This is a genomic window from Stagnimonas aquatica (assembly GCF_003730135.1).
Classification (GTDB): Bacteria; Pseudomonadota; Gammaproteobacteria; order Nevskiales; family Nevskiaceae; genus Stagnimonas; species Stagnimonas aquatica.
The window spans coordinates 110,125-127,617 of the sequence record NZ_RJVO01000003.1 but is presented as its reverse complement, the minus strand read 5'-3'; the positions used below and the strand labels follow the sequence as shown (position 1 = coordinate 127,617).

General features: G+C 67.2%; 11 protein-coding genes. 4 read left to right on the top strand and 7 right to left on the bottom strand.

Annotation, left to right across the window (positions count from 1 at the left end):
• Window positions 1-45 precede the first annotated feature (45 nt).
• On the top strand, window positions 46-2,553 hold the full coding sequence (locus ED208_RS07790) for a DUF1302 domain-containing protein (RefSeq protein ID WP_123211330.1): 2,508 nt from the start codon (window positions 46-48) through the stop codon (window positions 2,551-2,553).
• A 133-nt stretch (window positions 2,554-2,686) separates the two neighbouring features.
• Here ED208_RS07790 and ED208_RS07785 read toward each other — a convergent pair whose 3' ends face one another.
• Entirely contained in the window at window positions 2,687-3,559 is an 873-nt protein-coding gene (locus ED208_RS07785) for an SDR family oxidoreductase (protein ID WP_123211329.1), read from the bottom strand.
• Between the two features lie 182 nt (window positions 3,560-3,741).
• On the opposite strand from ED208_RS07785, the gene ED208_RS07780 reads away from it, so the two are divergent.
• On the top strand, window positions 3,742-4,836 hold the full coding sequence (locus ED208_RS07780; protein WP_123211328.1) for an alpha/beta hydrolase family protein: 1,095 nt from the start codon (window positions 3,742-3,744) through the stop codon (window positions 4,834-4,836).
• A gap of 759 nt (window positions 4,837-5,595) precedes the next feature.
• On the opposite strand, the gene ED208_RS17060 is transcribed toward ED208_RS07780, so the two are convergent.
• From ED208_RS17060 to ED208_RS07765, 3 genes are read right to left on the bottom strand one after another with little or no spacing between them, the layout of a single operon-like run.
• A complete protein-coding gene (locus tag ED208_RS17060; protein ID WP_148044716.1) occupies window positions 5,596-5,955 on the bottom strand; it encodes a hypothetical protein in 360 nt (119 codons plus the stop codon).
• A 21-nt stretch (window positions 5,956-5,976) separates the two neighbouring features.
• Window positions 5,977-8,694 (bottom strand): MMPL family transporter, encoded by a 2,718-nt coding sequence (locus ED208_RS07770; RefSeq protein ID WP_123211326.1) that lies wholly within the window; start codon window positions 8,692-8,694, stop codon window positions 5,977-5,979.
• Window positions 8,695-8,704: 10 nt separating this feature from the next.
• Window positions 8,705-9,493: an outer membrane lipoprotein-sorting protein gene (locus ED208_RS07765; RefSeq protein WP_123211325.1), complete on the bottom strand. Its 789-nt coding sequence runs from the start codon at window positions 9,491-9,493 to the stop codon at window positions 8,705-8,707.
• A gap of 104 nt (window positions 9,494-9,597) precedes the next feature.
• On the opposite strand from ED208_RS07765, the gene ED208_RS07760 reads away from it, so the two are divergent.
• Window positions 9,598-10,578 carry a ketopantoate reductase family protein gene (locus ED208_RS07760; RefSeq protein ID WP_123211324.1) on the top strand — a complete coding sequence of 327 codons (981 nt, stop codon included), beginning with the start codon at window positions 9,598-9,600 and terminating at the stop codon, window positions 10,576-10,578.
• Between the two features lie 6 nt (window positions 10,579-10,584).
• Here ED208_RS07760 and ED208_RS07755 read toward each other — a convergent pair whose 3' ends face one another.
• Entirely contained in the window at window positions 10,585-10,785 is a 201-nt protein-coding gene (locus tag ED208_RS07755; RefSeq protein ID WP_123211323.1) for a PLD nuclease N-terminal domain-containing protein, read from the bottom strand.
• 12 nt (window positions 10,786-10,797) lie between these two features.
• Complete coding sequence (locus tag ED208_RS07750) at window positions 10,798-12,582, bottom strand: DUF885 domain-containing protein (RefSeq protein WP_123211322.1); 1,785 nt, start codon at window positions 12,580-12,582, stop codon at window positions 10,798-10,800.
• Between the two features lie 41 nt (window positions 12,583-12,623).
• On the opposite strand from ED208_RS07750, the gene rlmKL reads away from it, so the two are divergent.
• A complete protein-coding gene (gene rlmKL, locus ED208_RS07745) occupies window positions 12,624-14,981 on the top strand; it encodes a bifunctional 23S rRNA (guanine(2069)-N(7))-methyltransferase RlmK/23S rRNA (guanine(2445)-N(2))-methyltransferase RlmL (protein WP_233574931.1) in 2,358 nt (785 codons plus the stop codon).
• 5 nt (window positions 14,982-14,986) lie between these two features.
• Here the strand turns inward: rlmKL and ED208_RS07740 are convergent, their stop codons facing one another.
• Window positions 14,987-17,299 (bottom strand): FG-GAP-like repeat-containing protein, encoded by a 2,313-nt coding sequence (locus ED208_RS07740; protein WP_158608480.1) that lies wholly within the window; start codon window positions 17,297-17,299, stop codon window positions 14,987-14,989.
• Window positions 17,300-17,493: the final 194 nt, after the last annotated feature.

The window sequence follows — 17,493 nt, the reverse complement described above, 5'->3', positions numbered from 1 at the left end:
CGGGCGGCATGTGTCCGGCGCATAAAAAATTCATTCGGAGGATTCATGCGTACCCACCGCCGCCCCAGTACCCTGCTGGCCGCCCTCGCCCTTGCCCTGAGCGCCGGCTCGGCGCAGGCCGTCAATCTCAATTTCGAGTCGCTCGGAATCGAGGGCACGCTCAACAACACCGTCACCGTCGGCGCCCAATGGCGCATGGAGACCCGCTCGGGAGACCTGGTCGGCAAGGCCAACCTCAACCAGGGGGTCTGCCGGGGCGTGTACCAGTCCTGCCAGGGTCTGTTCAAGGACCAGATCTACCCCTCCGAGCAGCTCGCGCGCTCCCCGGGCGCGGCGAGCATGCGTACCGACAACGGCAACCTCAATTACGACCGCTATGACATGACCCAGGGCGGCGTGCGCCTCACCCAGGACATCACCCTCAACAAGGGTGACTTCGGGTTCTTCGCCCGCGCCATCTCCTTCTACGACGTGCTCAACGACCAGAAGAAGGACTACTACCCGAGCCTGATCACCACCGACAACGCCGGTCGCGTCGGCATCACTGGCGACCCGGTCGCCAACCGCTACTTCACCCGCGTCTACGGCCCGGGCGAAACCACTGAGCTGGAGCGCACCGACTCCACGCTGCGTCGGCAACTGGTGGCCGATGTGCAACTGCTGGATTTCAACTTCTTCGGCAAGCTGCCCATCCCCTTCACCGACAAGGAATTCGCCTTCAAGCTCGGCCGCCAGAACGTCAACTGGGGCGAGTCCACCCTGCTGGTCATCAACTCGCTGAACCAGGCCCAGCCGGTCAACGCCAACAACCTCAACCGCTTCGGCTTCATGGTCGAGGAGGTGTTCACCCCGGTGAACATGGCCTTCTTCAGCTTCGAGCCCTACGAGAACGGCACCCTGGAGGCCTTCTACCAGCTGGAATGGAAGCCGGTCGAAATCCCGGCGCCGGGTAGCTATCTGTCGAGCAACGACATCGGCACCGACAACGTCATGAACTACGTCAACCTGTCGTTCGGCGGCTCGGCGGACGACAAGGACAAGGTCGGGTACTACCTCGACAACCCGCTGTCGCTGGTCACCGGCACCACCGCCAACATCAGCCGCCTGCCGGATCGCGATCCGGGCTCGGCCGGCCAGTTCGGCGTCGCTCTGAAGACCTACTTCGAGGACCTCAACGGCGGCACCGAGATCGGCCTGTACTTCATGAACTACCACTCGCGCCTGCCCTACGTCAGCTTCAAGGCCGGCCAGGCCAGCTGCGCGCGTCGCGAGGGCAACGCCCTGGGCATCGACGCCACCAACTCGGCGCAGATCTTCCAGACCTGCCCGAACCTGCCGGTACTGACCGTGCCTTCGGCGCTCAACCAGTTCCGCCTGGACCTGCTCGACACCATCGGCCGCAACCCGGAAATTCTGCTGAATAACGATCTGGGCCTAGGGCTCGACCCCGCCGCCCTGGGCGTGCTGACCAGCCTGCTCACCGGCGGCGATGCCAGCGACCCGGACGACTTGGTCAAGCTCGACTCCGGTCCGTTCTTCCTCGAATACCCGAAGAACATCCAGTTGTTTGGCGCCTCCTTCAACACCACCGCCGGCGACTACTCCTTCCAGGGCGAAGTTGCCTACCGGCCCAACCTGCCTTTGCAGGTGTCGGTGATCGACGTCGCCTTCGCCGCCGCGCAGCCCTTTTTGACCCGCTGCGGCGGCAAGGCTGCGGACGGCTCGACCATCAACTGCGCCGGCTCCAGCGCCGGACGCGGCTGGGCCGAGAACGGCACGCGTGTCGATTACGACCGCAGCGACGCCGACCCCAACTGCGTCGCCAACGGCAATTGCGACACCGTCAACCTGCTGCTCGGCAGTGCCCCCAATTCGGCGCGCTCCTTCCCGAGCTTCCTGTGGGCGTATCGTGGCCGCGAGGCCGGCGAAGCGACGCCGGGCGAGTACATCCAGGGCTACGAGCGCTTCGACGTGCTGCAGTACAACCTGGGCATCACCCGCATCTTCGGCGCCACCGAAAACCCATTCGGCGCCGACCAGATCATCTCGCTGGTGGAGATCGGCGCGACCCACGTGCCCAACATGCCATCGGTGGACGTGCTGCAGATCGACGCCCCCGGCGTTTACTACCACGCCAGTGCCGGCGCCGACGGCAGCGGCGCTGACGGCTCCCGCCAGGCCTGCGTCACCAACCCGAACTGCGTGGTTGGCCCCGACGGTGGCCGCTTCAACCCGCACCAGGCGAATCTCGAAGCCTTCGCCGATCCTTTCTCCTGGGGTTACCGCTTCGTCAATATCGTCAAGTACGAGAGCCTGCTGCCGGGCATCTCCTTGCAGCCCTTCCTGGTGTTCGCCCACGACGTCAACGGCACCGCGCCGGGACCGGGTGAGAACTTCATCCAGGGCCGCAAGAGCATGAGCGCCAACTTCGAGGTGCGTTACAAGTCGGACTTCTCGTTCACCGCCGGCTACAACTGGTACTGGGGCGGCGGCGAGAACAACCTGATCCACGACCGCGACAACCTGCAGCTGTACGCGCGCTACCTGTTCTAAGAGCGGCCTGCGAGGCCCAAAGCCCCAAGTCCGGGAGTCCGGGCTTGGGTTTTTTTGTTGCTGTGGCGAGTTTTCCGCTCTCCCGTGGCAGGAGAGGAAACGGCAAAGACCGACCGCAACGATAGGTCCGCGCCTACTCCGGCAACTCCGCCACATCCTTGGGCAGGAAGAAGTCCGGCAAGAATTTGCGGGTGCCCGGCACCGCCGCGTACGCGGAGAAATCCCGCACGCCCGCTTCGTACAGCACCAGATCGTCAATACAGAAGTTGCCGGTGAACGCCCTGGACGGCTTGCTCAGGATCTCCTGCGCGGCGTCGGCCATGATGCTGGGCAGGCGGCTCTGCTTCATCATCGGATCACCGCCCACCATCTGGATCGCGGCAGTGGCAATGGTGGTGCGCGGCCACAGGCTGTTGGCGGCGATGCCCTCGCGCTTGAACTCCTCGGCCCAGCCCAGGGTGCACAGACTCATGCCGTACTTGGCGATCGCGTAGGCGACATTCGGCCCGAACCAGCGCGGCTCCATCGCCAGCGGCGGCGAGAGCGTCAGGATGTGCGGGTTGCGACCGGCCTTGGCGGCGGCTTGCAGATGCGGCAGCACCACGCGACCGGTCAGATAGGTACCGCGCGCGTTGATCCCGTTCATCAGGTCGTAGCGCTTCATGTCGGTGGCCAGGGTGCCGGTGAGCTGGATCGCACTGGCGTTGTTGACCAGGATGTCGATGCCGCCGAAGCGCGCCACCGCCTGCCGAACCGCCTCGACGACCTGCGCCTCCTCGCGGATGTCGCATTGCACCGCCAAGCCCTGCCCGCCGGCGGCCTCGATCTCGGCCACGGCGGTGTGGATGGTGCCAGCCAGCTTGGGATGCGGCTCGGCGGTCTTGGCGGCGATGACCACGTTGGCGCCGTCGCGCGCCGCGCGCAGGGCGATGGCGAGGCCGATGCCACGGCTGCCGCCGGTGATGAACAGGGTCTTGCCGCTCAGGGTGTTGCCTTGCAGACTCATCGTCTTTCCTCGGACTGGACTGATTTGTTGGTGGCGCAGTTTAGCGAGGGGCGGCGGCAAGGGGGTTTACGCGGCGCGCGGCGAAGCTCGTTCATCGGGAAGCAAAGATTTGGCTCCCCGCTGCCGAATGGCGTGCAATTTGCGCATCGCTGAACCAGACAGGAAATCCAGGAGATTCGCCCATGCGTTGGCTTCAGCAATCGTTGCCGGGGATTGTGCTCTGGCTGATCGCCACCACCACCAGTGCCCAGGCCGGGCCGCTCGCCAATCTATTCCCCGGCCAGTCAGCCTGCCCCGCCGTGCCGGTGCCGCAGGCCGCAGGCGGCTACGGCGCCAACGGCAGCTACACCCAGGCGAGTCTCTCGTTCAAGAATCCGGTGACCGTGGGCGAGAAGGTCTACATCTACTACCCGCAGGGAGCGACCCCGGCTCCGACCATCTTCTTCTCGCACGCATTCGGGGCCCGCGACCCGGACCGCTACAGCAGCACCATCGCGCACCTGACCAGCCTCGGCTACACCGTGGTGTTCAGCCAGTACCAGACCCCGGGACGGGCCGACCCGAAGTACGACGTGCTCTGGGGTGGATTCCAAGCGGCGGTGGCCCAGCATCCCGAACTGATCGACACCTCGCGGGTGGCATTTTTCGGGCACTCGTTCGGCGGCGGCGCTAGCCCCCGCATGGCCCTGAATGCCAAGGCTGCCGGCTGGGGTTCTGCGGGCACCGCCATGTACATCATGGCGCCGTGGTACTCGCTGCGGCTGTCAGACGGCGACCTCGCCGGCTTCGATCCCAGCGTCAAGCTGGTGATGACGGTCTATGACGAGGACAGCACCAACGATCACCAGATGGCGATTGACGTCTACGATCACATCGCCATCCCCAACAGCGAAAAGGCCTTCATCAAAGTCTTCAGCGACACCGAAGCCGGCTGCACGCTGACCGCCGACCACACCCTGCCGTCAAAAGAAAACCAGGCCAGCAACGTCAACGGCCTCGACTACTGGAACTGGTACCACATGGACGCCCTGCTGGCCTACACCTTCACCGCTGACGGCGTGGCGAAAGACATTGCGCTGGGTGGTGGCTCCAGCGCCCAGACCTATTGGGGCAGCTGGTATACCGGTCGCGCGTTCACCCCAGCACAGGTGAGCACCGACCCGCAGCCATCAATGGCCTCCTGCGACTACGAGTTCCCCTGCGACTCGTCGGACAACTTGCGGGCGGCGAGTTGCCAGACGCATCAGTCTTGCGGAGGACTGCTTGGCGGCAGGTGAGGGGCTGCAAGCCCAAAACCGACACTCGCAATCCCGGTCACTTGACGGCCCAAAGTAGTGGGTGTGAAGTCGAGATCAGCTGCGGAGGGGTCTGCGGCATAACTCGGCGACGCTAAGAAGTAGCTCGCACCAAGGGACTGATTCGCATGACCAAGCACCCTCATACGACCGCCTTGCGGCAATTAGTTGCCGCATTTCGGCGGTCTAATTGGCGTTGGACCGCATGAATAACAGCAGCCCCAACCACATCGGGTCCGCCAAGATATTGGTTTCAGACGTCTTTAATGGCGTCGTCTTTTTCTCTTTTTTTGGACCTCCCTTAGGGGGTCTTGTATACGTAACCTGTGCATTTTGCGGCCAAATCGTTGGATGGCTTATGCAAGGGCAGTCGATACACTTCGGAGCAACGCTCGGGATGTTCTATACAGCGCCGTTCTTCGGATATTTATTGGGTTTGGTACCGGCCGCTGTCACAGGGCTCGGTGCAGGGCTTGCGAGGAGAGTTCGAGGCAAGAGTGTTGAGTCGTTAGTGGGCGTTTTTTCGGCCGCATGCAGCGTCGCTTACTTTGCAAAATCGGGCGAAGCGTACGCGACGGAAAAACTCGTCGGCATATGTGTTGCAGCCTTTTTGGCGTCATTTGTTCTTGCACGTATTTTCTGCAATCCAGCAGAGGTCCAACTAGCGGTTCAACGTGACGGCCCCGCCTCCAGCGGGTCCGCGCGTTAACCTAGGCGTTGACCGTCCGCGGCACTGCACGGTCACCGTGCAGTGACTATCCACTCCCCTTCCACTGCCGCCCGCTTCATCTGAAAGCGAGCGCGATGCGCCGTAGTGCCGCCGAACGGGGTGCGCGCTTCGAAGTGCACCTCCACATCGAATCGGCCCGGATCATCGGCGAGCGGTGCGATCGCGGTGACGGTGTAGTTCTGCAGACTGTCGGGAATCCGCAGTCGCGCCTTGACGAGAGGGCGGGTGTAGAACACCACCACGGGAATCTCGGGCGGGGCTTCCAAGGCTTTGGCGGGCGAGGCCGATGGGCCTGCTGCCTGCGCAGCACCCGGATTGAACAGCAAAAGGAAGCTGAGCAAAGCAACCCGAAGCAAGGGCGACGACGGCACGGGAGCAGGCCGCGAGGCGGCTCAGTTCAGCATCGCGGTCATCCGCGCGATGCGCTCGGACTGGATGCGGTTGAGGTTGCGGAACACCGTGGCGGCGATGCGCGGGTGACGCAGGCGCAGGCGTTCGAGATCCTGACTGTCGAAGCGCAGCAGACGGACATTGCTGGTGGCGTCGATGTTGGCGGTGCGGCGCTGACCGAAGTAGCCGGCCTCGCCGATCACCGCGCCACGGCCGAGCGTCGCCAGCGTCTTGCGCTCGCCGTTGCGTTCCACCCAGGCCTCGACCTGGCCGTCGATAATCACGTACATGTCGCGGGCGTAGTCACCCTCGGTGATGACCCGCCGGCCACCGGGCAGCTTCTCCATGTTGGAGAGCAGCGCGAAGGTGCGGGCCTGCCGCAGCGACAGGCCGGACAGCAGCGGGATCGTGTGTTGCGGACTGTGGCCGAGGTCCAGGCGCAGCAGATCCCACAGCGTGACGATGCGGGCGTAGGAGGCCAGCGCCGGGGTCAGGGTGATGTCCGAGGCCCAGGACAGGAAAAGGGTGAAGGCGGCGAGCGCACCGAACTGCACCTGGCTCTTCATGTCGGCGCCGAGGAACACCAGGAAGCCCAGGCAGAGCGCGATCATGGTCAGGGTGATCGGCCGCAATACGCCGGCCAGGGCGTGATGCACCGCCTCGACCTCGCTGCCGCGCGCCCTCGCCTCGCGGTTGAAGCGGACCATGTAGTGGATGGTGTCGTCCACCGAGATGCCGAGCACGATGCTGGCGATCAGGCTGGTGGTGGGCGACAGGCCGATGCCGGTGAGTTGCAGCAGGCCGTAGTAGATCGACACCGGCACCAGATTGGGCAGCAGGGCCAGCAGCGCCGCGCGCGGCGAGGTGAAGATCACTGCCAGGATCGCCCAGATCAGCGCCGCCGTCAGCGCCACCGTCGCCCACTGGCCGGAGGTGAGCTGCGCCACCGTGCGGGTGGCGAGCAGGCTGGAGCCGGTGAGACTGGCCGACAGCGGCGGCGGCAACAGCGCCAGGCGCGCATCGACCCGCTGCGCGAAGGCGGTGAGCATGGCGGCGTCGTCCACCTTCACCCGCAGCACCACGGCGGCGGTCTTGAACTGCTTGTCCACCACCCGCTTGATCTGCTCGCCGCCGGCGAACACCAGCAGTTGCTTGATCGCCGGCGCGTTGTCCGGCACCACCGCGTAGACCGGATCGCCCTCGTTGAGGCTGCGGTTGAGCAGCTTCAGCAGGTCGACATAGGTGTAGACGCCGCCCACTTCCGGTTGCTGGCGCAGCCAGTCGGCGAAGCGGTCGATCTCCCGCGCCAGCGCGGGATCGGTGAGCGCGTCCGGCACATGGGTCTCGACCAGCACGGTGAGCACATTGGCGCCGTCGAAATTGCGGTTGATGGCCTCGTAGTCGACCCGTACCGGCGCGTCCTCGGGGAAGCCGCGCACGAATTCGGCACTCGGCTTGAGCTGCGAGGCCAGCACGCCGCCCACCAGCAGTAGCCCGATGGCAGAGCTGATGATGAGGGTGCGGCGCCGCACCGCCAGCCGCGACAGGCGGGCGGCGATGGCGTGGTAGATCGGCTCGCGCGGCTGACGGTAGCGGCCGCTGCCGCAGAGCAGCGTCAGCGCCGGCAGCAGGGTGAGCGCGAGCACCGCCGCCAGGGCGGTACCGATGGCGGTCAGCACCGCGAACTGCCGGATCGCCGGCAGGTCATTGAGCAGTAGCGCCAGGAAGCCCGCGCAGGTGGTCAGCGCATTGAGCGCCAGCGGCAGCGAAGCATGCTTGAGCGCCCACTGCGCGCGGGCTGCTGGCGGGCGCGTGTCGCCGTGCTGCACATAGTCGGCCAGCCAGTGGATGCAGTAGCAGAGCCCCTGGGTGACCACCAGCACCGGCGTCAGTGCGGTGAGCATGTGCAGCTTCCAGCCCAGCCAATGGGCGATGGCCAGGGTCCAGATCAGCGCAACACTGACGGTGACGGTGCCCGCCAGGGTCACGCGCAGATCGCGGAAGGCCACCAGCAGCACGCCGACGATCACCAGCAGCACCATCGGCACGGTGACCATGAAGGTCTTCAGCAGCGCATCGGCGGTGGCGCGCTTGATCACCGGCGCGCCGCTCACCCGCACCACGCTGGCACCGCTGACCTCCCTGGCCAGCGCAGTCAGGCGCTCGGGATAGCCGGCGGCGCGGAAGGCCTGCTCGTCGAAGTCGTGCAGCGACAGTGCGAACGCCGCCTCCTTGCCGTCGGCGGACACCAGGGTGTTGCGGTACACCGGGTTGTCGGCCATCTGCCCGGCGAGCAGCGCCACCCGCGAGGGATCGGCCTCGGCCTGCTGGGTGAAGCTCGACACCTCGACATCCTCGCCGCTGGCCGAGAGGTTCGGCGCGGTAGCGAGCGAGAACACGTCGGCGACGCCGGGCTGCTCGCGCAGGCGGTCGCTGAGGCGGGCGACGGTGGCGAGATTGGCGGCGGTGAACACGCCGTCCTCGAAGCGGACGGTCAGCAGCACCGGGTCGGTGTCACCGAACACGGCACGAGCGCGATCCAGCACGGCACGGTCGCTGTCCTGCGCCGGCAGCAGGCGCTCCATCGCCGGGTCGATGCCCAGCTTCAGCTGGCGACTGTGGAAGTCGAAGATGCTGAACACCGCCAGCAGGCTGATCAGCGTCATCACCGTCAGGGTCAGCCAGGGGCGGGCGGCGAAGCGCTCCAGCAAACGCAGCATGCGCGGTCTCTTAGTTGCCGACGTAGAAGTTGCGGGTGTCGAAGAAGCGGTTGGCCATTTCCACGCCGCTCTTGACGCCGGTGATCTTCAGGCGGGTGCGGCTGCCCTCCTTGAGATCCTCCATGGTCGCCTCCGACAGATACCAGTAGCTGCCGGAGCGCTCCAGCGCCTTGGCCGGGCCGGTCAGGCGCTTGCGCACGCTGCTGCCTTCCAGAAACTCGACCTTCAGCGCCACGCAGCTTTCGTCGTCCACCCAGGCACGGATGCGGCTGTAGCGCGAGCCGGCTTCCTGATGCGGCACCACCGACAGCCGCTTCACCGAGCGGCCGTCCAATTTCTCGGCGGCTTCGATGACGGGCTGGTTGCCGCTGAAGGCGTTGTGGATCTGCTTGATGTCGGCATACGAGAGGTCGGTGCCGAACAGCGGGCCGTCGCTGCTGCCGCCGGTGATCCGCCGCACCTTGTTGAGCGCCGGCAGGAACACATACATGTCGTCGGACTTTTCGCCCTCGCGCATCAGGTAGGAGGCGCCGTTGACGTCGTTGGGGGCGGTGAGCCGCAGCATCGCGCGCAGCTTCTCGTCCTCGCGCTTGGCATACAGGCGCCCGCGCAGCAGGCGGGTGCCGCCGGCACGGTCGGTGGCGACGAGGTCGAATTCCTGGATGCGCAGGGTCTGCGGAATGTTGGCGCGCATGCAGCTCATCAGCTTGTCTTCCGGCGCGCCGGCCTGCGCCGTGCCGGCCAGCCAGCCCAGGACCAGCCCCCCTAGTCCGCGCAACAGCAAACCACGCATATCCATGTCCCCGGCCGCCAGCCTGTGATCCCGCCGGCAGTGTAGCCGGGGCCGACCACGGGCGCGTAAGCTCGCCACTCGCTTTCGGGTACGCACAGGAGTTGCAGCCGATGATCACTCTGGTCGGCGCCGGCGCGGTCGGCATCACGCTCGCCAGCTATCTGGCTGCCGCCGGCCGGCCGCTGCGCCTCTACGTCCGCGCCAAGGACCGCGCCGCCTTCGAGCAAGCCGGCCGCCTGCGCCTGGAGCGGCCGCGCGGCGCTGCGCTGGAAGCGCCGCTGCCAACGCTCACCGAGCGGCTACTCGACGCCGACACCCGCTATCTGCTGATCGCCACCAAGTTCGGCGCGCTGGACGGCGTGATCGACGCGCTCGGCACGCCGCCGCCAGGGCTGAGCCTGGTGTCGACGCTCAACGGCGTGCGCGCCCTGCCGCGCCTAGGCGAGCGCCTGCCGCAGACGCCAGCGCTGGCCCTGACCATCATGTTCAACGCCCAGCATCTGGGGCCGCTGCACGCGCAGCTCACCACCAAGCCGGCGGTGATCCTCGCCGACGGCGATGAGCAGTTGCGCAGCCTCCTCGAAGGCAGTGGCCTGGCCGTCGGCCGCAGCCGGGGCGAGGAGGCCTGCTGGGGCAAGCTGCTGATCAATCTCGCCAACGCCATCGGCGCGCTGACCCAGAGCACCTTCCGCGATCTGCTCAGCGAGCCCGACCTGCGCCGGATCTTCGCCGCCGTGCTGGAGGAAGCGGTGGACCGTATCGAGGCGGCCAACATCGCCTACAAGCTGCCGATGCCGCTACCGCACGCCGCCTACCGGCAGTTGCTGCTGCGCGGCGGGCCGCTCACCTGGTGGCTGGCACGGCTGAAGAATGGCCTCGACGACGGCGCCTATCCGAGCATGGTCTCGGACGTGCGCGCCGGTCGCGCCACCGAGGTGCGCCAGCTCAATGGCGAGATCGTGGCGCTGGGCGAGCGCCTGTCCTGGCCGGCGCCGCTCAATGCCCGGCTGGTGGAACTCGTGGAAGCGCTGGAGCTGTCCAGCCCAGCGCGGCTCAGCCCGGACGAACTGCGTCGGCAGCTCGGCCTCTAGCCGAAATCAACCGGCCCTGGCGCGCGGCCCGGCCAGCCACCAGATGATGAAGCCAAGCACCGGCAGGAACAGCACCAGCAGGGTCCAGACCACCTTCTTGCCCACCGTCTCGCTGCTACTGAAGATGCTGAACAGCGCGTAGAGGTCGGCCGCCAGAACCAGCAGTCCGAACAAGCCGCCGTAACCACCACCGAGGTTGATGCTCATCACTTGCTCCGATCAGGGTTGGGCGGCGTCTTGCGGCCGCATCAGGGATTCGATCACCGCCACCGGCGCGCTGCCGAAGCTCAGGAAGCGCTCGTGGAAGCGTTTGAGGTTGAAGCGCGGCCCCAGTTCAGCCTTGAGCCGCTCGCGGTAATCGTAGATCGCCGAATAGCCGGCGAAATAGCTGGTCAACTGCACCTGGCTGAGCGTCGCCCGCCGCCACTTGCCGCGTGCCTCAGTCTCGCTCTGGAAAGCCTCGTCGCGAATCAGGTCCAGCACCTGCTGCTCGGACCAGCCCAGCACCTGGATGCCGTAGTCGAGCAGGGTGTTGGTGACCACCCGCAGCAGCCACTTGCTGTGGATGAACTCCATCTCCGGCTCGAAGCCGCCCCAGCCGCTCTCCAGCATCATCTTCTCGGCGTACACCGCCCAGCCTTCGACCATCGCGCCGTTGCCGAACAGGGTCTTGATCCGGCTCGGCGACTTGTTGGCGTGCAGGAGCTGCACGTAGTGGCCGGGCACCGCCTCGTGGATGTTGAGCACCTGCAACTGCCAGTGGTTGTACTCGCGCAGGAAGCTCTCGGCCTGCGCCGGCGTGTAGTCGCTGAGCGGCGAGACGTTGTAGTAGGTGTTGGCGGTGGGGTCGTAGGGACCGGGCGCGTTGATGCTGGCGATGGAGAAGCCGCGCATATAGACCGGCGTCTCGCGCACCTGTAAGGGCCGGGTCGGGTCCTGGCTGACCAGATCGTGCTCGCGCACCCAGGCCTCCAGCAGCGGAATCTGCCGCTTCACCTCGGGGATGAAGTTGTCCGGCGTGGTGTGATTCTCGGAGAGCTTGGCGATCAGCGCCGCGATCTTCGCCACCCGGTCGGCGGGCGGCGCGGTGTCGGGGAAATACTTGGGCCAGAGCTCTTCGGCGAGCACCGCCATCCGCGCGTGCAGGCGCTCCTTCTCGGCCAGCGCGCGCTCGTAGAGCTGCTTGGCGCTGCCGCCGGACTGGATCTCGTGGGCGAACTTGGTTTCGTAGAGCGCCTCGCCGAGACGGAAGCTGCGGGCACCGCCGTGTTCGGCGAGATCGGCATCGAGCGCCTTCAGCCAGGCGATGTAGTCACCGACCGCCGCCCGCGCCCTGCCCAGGCGTTGCAGGAACAGCGTGCGCTCGGCAGCGCTGAGGCCGGAGCCGGCCACCTGGGTTTCCAGCGGCTTGCCCAGTACCTCCAGCGCACCGGCGTTCTGCTGGATCGCCAACTGCGTGTGCTCGCGGGTGGGCTGACGGACCGCCGCCTTCGCCGCCGCGTAGTAGGCCGGCACTACCGCCAGCCGGCGCAGCACCACCCGCAGGCGCTCCGGCTCCGGCGCATAGGGCGTGTTCAGCAGCAGCGCGAAGGGTTCGGCGACGTTGTAGAGCGCCGGATTCCACTGCCATTCCTTCAGTTCGAGCAGGGACCAGCGCTCCAGCTCCAGCCGGTTGGACAGCAGCGCCCAGTCACTGCGGTGGTTCTCGTCGAGCGCCTGCGGGTCCACCGCAGCCAGCGCCGCCAGTTGCCGGTCGAGATAGCGCAGGTAGCCGGCGCGGCCGGCGGCATCCGGCGCCAGCAGGCGGTCGGCGTAGCGGTAGTAGCCGTTGGCGATCCCGGCATCCGGGTTTTCGCGCCAGTAGCCGTCGAGGAAGGCATCGCCGAAACGCTGCTCGAAGGCAGCATCCGCCGCGCCCGCGCGCGCCGGCCCGGACAGGCCCCACAGGGCCAGACACAGCGCCAGCCATCCCCAGTTCTTGTTCACGGTGCCGCTCCGATGCATGGACGCCGCATGATAACGAGGCGGCTGCGAGATAATGCGCCATGAGCGATACCCCTCCCCCCGTCGTCCCGGTCACCGAGCCCAGCCCTGAGCTGTCCTCGTCCGCCATCCCCGCCATGCCCCTGTTCGCCACCTGCCCACGCGGCGTCGAGCCGCTGCTGCTGGAGGAGCTACGCGGCCTGGGCGCGGCCAGCCTGAAGGAAACCGTCGGCGGCATCCACGCCAGCGGCGACCTCGCCTTTGCCTACAAGGCCTGCCTGTGGTCGCGGCTCGCCTCGCGCATCCTGATGCCGCTGCAGCGCTTCCCCTTGAGCGGCGGCAGCGGCCCGCATGCCGGCAGCGAGCAGCTCTACGCCGCCGCCCATGCCATCGACTGGCCGGAGCTGTTCGATGCCCGTTTCAGCTTCGCCATCGAGGTCGCCGGCCGCTCGCGGATCGTCACCCACACCCACTACGCGGCGCTGAAGGTGAAGGACGCGGTTGCCGACCGCTTCCGCGCCGCAGTCGGCAAGCGGCCGGACGTTGATGCCGAAGCCCCCGACATCCGCATCCACCTGCACCTCGATGGCGACTACGCGACGCTGTCGCTGGATCTCGCTGGCGAGTCGCTGCACCAACGCGGCTACCGCCAGCGCGGCGTCGCCGCGCCGCTGAAGGAGAACCTCGCCGCCGCCCTGCTGCTGCGCGCCGGCTGGCCGGCTATCGCCGCCCGTGGCGGCGGCCTGCTCGACCCCATGTGCGGCAGCGGCACCCTGGTGATCGAGGCCGGCTGGATCGCCGCCGACATCGCCCCCGGCCTGCTGCGCGAGCGCTGGGGCTTCGCCGCCTGGAACGAACACCAGCCCCGCCTCTGGCGCACCCTGCGCGAACAGGCAGAGACCCGCCGCGAACGCGGTCTGAAAGCCGAGTTGCCAGCCCTCGCCGGCCGCGACCTCGACCCGGCGGCGGTCGCCGCCGCGCGCCGCAACGGCCAGCAGGCCGGCCTCACTGGCAAGGTCGATTTCACCGTCGGCGACGCCACCCTGGCGACCCCGCCGGCCGGCGCGCCCGGCCTGGTGATCTGCAACCCGCCCTATGGCGAGCGCCTGGCCAACGAGGCCGAGCTGGTGAAGCTGCATTCGCTCTACGGCAGCCGGCTGAAAGCCGCCTTCGGCGGCTGGAAAGCGGCGCTGTTCACCGGCCGCCCCGACCTCGGCCACCGCCTGGGCCTGCGCGCCGACAAGCTGTACGCCTTCTACAACGGCGCCCTGCCCTGCAAGCTGCTGCTGATGGACGTGCATGCGCAAGCCGCTGGCGGCCTACCGGCGACGCCGGGCGAGCCGCTACCGGACGGCAGCGCGCTTGAATCCGGCGCCACGCAACTGCCCACCGCACCCTCGCCGCTGGGCAGCGGCGAGCGCAAGGAGGTGGCGCCCGACTTCGCAAACCGCCTGCGCAAGAACCTGAGCCACCTCAACAAGTGGGCGAAGCGCAGCGGCGTCAGCAACTACCGCCTCTACGACGCCGACCTCAAGGACTACGCGGTGGCGGTGGACCTTTACAGCACCCCCGAGAGACACGCGGTGGTGCAGGAATACGCGCCGCCGAAAACCATCGAACCGGCCGCCGCCGAGCGTCGTCTGCGCGAGGCCCTGACCGTGATCCAGCAGGTGCTGGAACTACCTTCGGCGAATCTGCACTACAAGCTGCGCCGTGCCCAGAAGGGCCCCAGTCAGTACCAGCGGCAGGCGGAAACCGAGCGCTATCACGTGGTCGCCGAGCACGGCGCCAAGCTGTGGGTGAACTTCGACGACTATCTCGACACCGGCCTGTTCCTCGACCACCGTCCGATGCGCCTGCGTCTGCAGAAGGAATGTGCCGGCAAGCGCTTTCTCAATCTCTTCTGCTACACCGGCGCGGCGACCGTGCAGGCGGCGGTGGGTGGCGCGGCGCAGACCTTGTCGGTGGACCTGTCCAACACCTATCTCGACTGGCTGGCGCAAAACCTGGAACTGAACCAGATCGCCTGCACCGAGGTGGACGGCCGTGGCGCGCTGCCGACGCGGCTGCCGGCGCACGCGACCCTGCGCGCCGACTGCCTGGACTGGCTGGCGCGCACCGCCGCCGACCCGCGTGCGCCCCAGTTCGACGTGATCTTCTGCGACCCGCCGACCTTCTCCAACTCCAAGAAGATGGAGGACAGCTGGGACGTGCAACGCGACCACACGGCGCTGATCGCTGACGCCTTGACGCTGCTGGCGCCGGGCGGCGTGCTCTACTTCAGCTGCAATCGCCAGCGCTTCAAGCTGGAGCCGCGCGAGGACTGGCAGGTGCGCGACATCAGTCCGCAGACCCTGGACGAGGACTTCAAGCGCCCACCGCCGGCGCATCGCTGCTGGCGGATCACGCCGGCCACCTGATCAGCTCAGTCGTCAAACAGCGCGGCATTGATCGGCTTGATGCTCCGGTAGTGGCGTAGGCGGTCGCGGAGGTCGATCGCCAGGAGATCAATGCGGCCATCGCGATCAAAATCGCCGACCACCAGGCCGGTGCTGGTGTCGGCATCCAGCAGTTCGCTCGCATCGACGAATTTGCCGCCGCCACGGTTGAGCAGGATGGAACGGGACAGTCGGCCCTTGCCGCTGTCGGCATTGCCGATGGTCCGCAACACCAGGTCCGGTCGGCCGTCGTTGTCGAGGTCAGCGATGTCGATGCTGCTGACCCAGCCGTCGGTCTCCGGAAAAACCACGTCCAGCCGCGAAGAGACGTCGCTCAACTGTCCGCTGCCTTCGTTGAGCAGCAACTGCAGGCCCGGGACCTTGGATTCGGCATCGGTGGCCTGCAGCAGATCAAGCTTGCCGTCACCGTTGACGTCCAGGCAGACGATGGCGACGGTGTTGCCCTTGTCGCCATGCAGCTTGGCCGGAATCGGGAAGCGCGCGTCGGCGGCGAAGCGCCCAGTGCCGTCGTTCATCAGCAACCGGGTCGGCGCCTCCGTGCCGGCGCCGACCGAGGGGTTGTAGCTGCCACCGATCACCAGATCCGGCCGGCTGTCGCCGTTGAAATCACAGAAGGCCACATCGGACGGTGGCGAAGGCCATACCCGCTCCTCGGTGACGCGGCTGCTCTCATCGAGAAAGCTGCCGCCGCCCTGGTTCCGCCAGAGCACCGACCCGGACCCATCGTAGTTGGCAAGGTACAGGTCGAGCGCGCTGTCGCCGTCGATGTCGCCCGCGCTGACGCCGTGGCTGTAATGGTCTATCCGTGGCAGGCGGGTCGCCGTCTGATCGCTCAGGCGGCCAGCGGCAGTGCCGACCAGCAGCCGCGACTGCGTGCCGGGATAGGGCTCGGTGTCGGTGCCCGTATCGGCGATGAACAGGTCCTTGCGGCCGTCGCCGGTGAAGTCCGCCACCCAGGCGTCACGCGGGTTGATCGCCACGATGTCGCCGAGCAGGCTCTCGGTCGCCTCGACGAAACGGCCAGCGTCGTTGCGGAAGCCGAGCAGTCGACGCTCGGTCGCAGGGAATGTCGGTGGGAACGCGACCTGGAAGGCCACCAGGTCGAGATCGCCGTCGCCGTCGATATCGATCACCGCACCGCTGCTGCCATCGGTGAGCACGCCGGCCGGAACATCCACCGTCGACAGCTCGAAATAAGGCCCACTATCGAGCACGGCGGTGCGGCTGGTGCCGACCCGCAGGATGCGGGTCAGGCCGGCGCGCCCTTCGGCATCCGTGGCCGCAACACCGCGACGCTCGTCCAGCGGCCAGCGCGCGACCAGGCCGGTGCGATCCGTGGGCAACGACTGCCCCGCCGCCGCCTGAATCTGCGTGGCGCTGCGGGCAACGCTCCAGACCCTCAACTGCCGGGCATGCAAGCCGGGCTCGTGGCTGTTGGCGGGCAATCCGGCGGCGTCGTAGGGCGCTCCGACGCCGAAAGGCACGTCGGTCAGAGCCCGCAGCGTGCCGGTGTAGCTGCCGGTGGCGACGACCGCGCCGTTCACCAGCAGACGCGCCTGGCCGCCATCGAGCACGGCCGCGACATGGGTCCAGCGCCCCAACGGAATTGGCTCCGGCGCGTCGAGCGCGAAGGACGTGGTGGTCGAGAAGGCGAACTGCAACCGCCGCCCGTCACCCCCCAGCTTGAGCGCCGCCGCGATCTCGACGCCGCTCGCGCCACGATCAATGGGCCGGCCACGGCCCATGATCCAGGCCTGAGGCAGGGCGCGGCCGAGGTGGATCCAGCCCTCCATCGTGTAGCTCGTGGCGGGGTTGAGGGCGGCGACCAGCGGTGCCCGCAAGGGAGCACCGCCAACGTGGGCGACGAAGGCTTGCGCCGGCGGCGCGAGTACCACCGGATCGGCGGTCGCCGCCGCAGTCACGGTGCAGTTGGCGGTGACGCCCCCCGTGCTGTAGCTCACCGTCCCCGGTGTGGCGCGGCTCGCGGCCGTTCCGCCGCAGCCGCTGACGGTCAGATTGCTGTAGCCGGTGGCAAGCGTGACGGTGAAAGTAGCCGAGCCACCGGAGTTGACATTGGCGGAGCCAGGCGAGAAGGACGTACCAGGGCCTGGCGAAGTGCTGACGAGATGCTGGGGCGTCGGCGGTGGCGTGGTGCCGCCGCCAGCCTCGCCGCCACCACCGCCGCCACAGGCGGCCAGCACGACGGAAAGCGCCAGTACCAGAGCGGGGAGCGTCCGGGCTGGTGCCACAACCACCTGGAAATCCTGAGATGTGCCCATTCGTGATCTCTTCCTCATTGTTCGAATTTTTTAGGGATTCTGAACGAAATATACAGAAGTGGATTCGCTCCACCACCTCCGAGGCCGGGCCGCGAGGTCCGATCCGCCAGGCCGAGCAGGCCTGCGCTTCATCAGGCCGTGCGAAAGCCCCCCCGCAAAGAGGTCGAAGGCAGCCACACACAACCGATCCACCG